The 1549-nt window shown below is 74.0% G+C and carries 1 protein-coding gene; it reads left to right on the forward strand.

The window, feature by feature from the left end:
* Positions 1-1549, forward strand: a 1549-nt coding sequence (locus PUR56_RS03680; protein ID WP_329947828.1) for a beta-ketoacyl synthase N-terminal-like domain-containing protein, incomplete at both ends; no start/stop codon positions are given.

Below are 1549 nucleotides of genomic sequence, written 5' to 3' on the forward strand. Positions count from 1 at the left end.
GTGCCGGTGACGGCGGTGGTTCACGCGGCCGGTGTGTTGGACGACGGGATGGTGGAGTCCCTGACCCCGGAGCGCCTGGACGTGGTGTTCCGGGCGAAGGTCGACGCGGCGCGCAACCTTGCCGCCGCGACGGAGGGCCGGAGGCTCAGCGCGTTCGTCCTGTACTCCTCGGTGGCGGGTCTGTTCGGTAACGCGGGTCAGGCCAACTACGCCGCTGCGAACACGTTCCTGGACGCGTACGCGTCGGAGCTGCGGTCGCGGGGTGTGCCGGCGACGTCGCTGGCGTGGGGTCTGTGGGACGCGGGGATGGGTGAGACGCTCACCGACGCGGACCGGGAGCGGATGCGGCGTGGTGGTGTCCTGCCGCTGACCGCCGAGCAGGGGCTCGCGGCCTTCGACGCGGCGCTTTCCGGTGGACGGCCGCTGGTCGCTGCGCTCGCGGTCGACACCGCGGTACTCCGCGAGGCCGTCGGTGCCCCGGCGCTGCTGCGCGGGCTGGTCCACACCCCGGGCGGCCCGGCCGCCGGTACCTCCCTGGGCCTGCGGCTGGCCGGCCTGCCCGTCGAGCAGCGCGTCACGGCGGTGCTCGGGCTGATCCGGGCCCAGGTGTCGGACGTCCTCGGCTACGACCGGGCCGAGGACGTCGATCCGAAGCGGGCCTTCAACGAACTGGGCTTCGACTCGCTCACGGCCGTCGAGCTGCGCAACCGCCTCGCCGCCGCGACCGGGCTGCGGCTGCCGTCCACGCTGGTCTTCGACTACCCGAACGCCACCCTGCTGGCCGGTCACGTCGGCGCGGAGCTGGCCGGCGCCGCCCCCGCCGTGGCCGCGCCGGTGCAGGCCGTCCGCGTGGACGAGCCGATCGCGATCGTCGGGATGGCCTGCCGGTTCCCCGGGGGCGTCGCCTCGCCGGAGGACCTGTGGGAGCTGGTCGCGGCCGGGCGGGACGGGATCGTGCCGTTCCCCGAGGACCGTGGCTGGGACATCGAGAACCTCTACCACCCCGACCCGGACCACCCCGGCACCTCCTACGCCCGCGACGGCGGATTCCTCACCGGCGCGGCCGACTTCGACCCCGGGCTGTTCGGGATCTCGCCGCGTGAGGCGCTGGCGATGGACCCGCAGCACCGGCTGCTGCTGGAGACGTCGTGGGAGGCGTTCGAGCGGGCCGGGATCGACCCCCGGAGCCTGCGCGGATCCCGCACCGGCGTGTTCGCGGGCATCATGTACGGCGACTACGCGACCGTCCTGGAGCAGGCCGAGGCACAGGTCGAGGGCTTCATGGGGACCGGCGGGAGCATCGCGTCGGGCCGGGTGTCGTACACCTTCGGTCTGGAGGGTCCGGCGGTCACGGTCGACACGGCGTGCTCGTCCTCGTTGGTCGCTCTGCACCTGGCGGTGCAGGCGCTGCGCAGTGGGGAGTGCGAGCTGGCGTTGGCCGGTGGCGTGACGGTGATGGCGACGCCGGGGACGTTCGTCGGGTTCTCGCGGCAGCGGGGCCTCGCGGCCGACGGTCGGTGCAAGTCCTTCGCCGAGGGCGCGGACGGTA

The sequence above is a fragment of the Streptomyces sp. BE303 genome, assembly GCF_036290945.1.
Taxonomy (GTDB): domain Bacteria; phylum Actinomycetota; class Actinomycetes; order Streptomycetales; family Streptomycetaceae; genus Kitasatospora.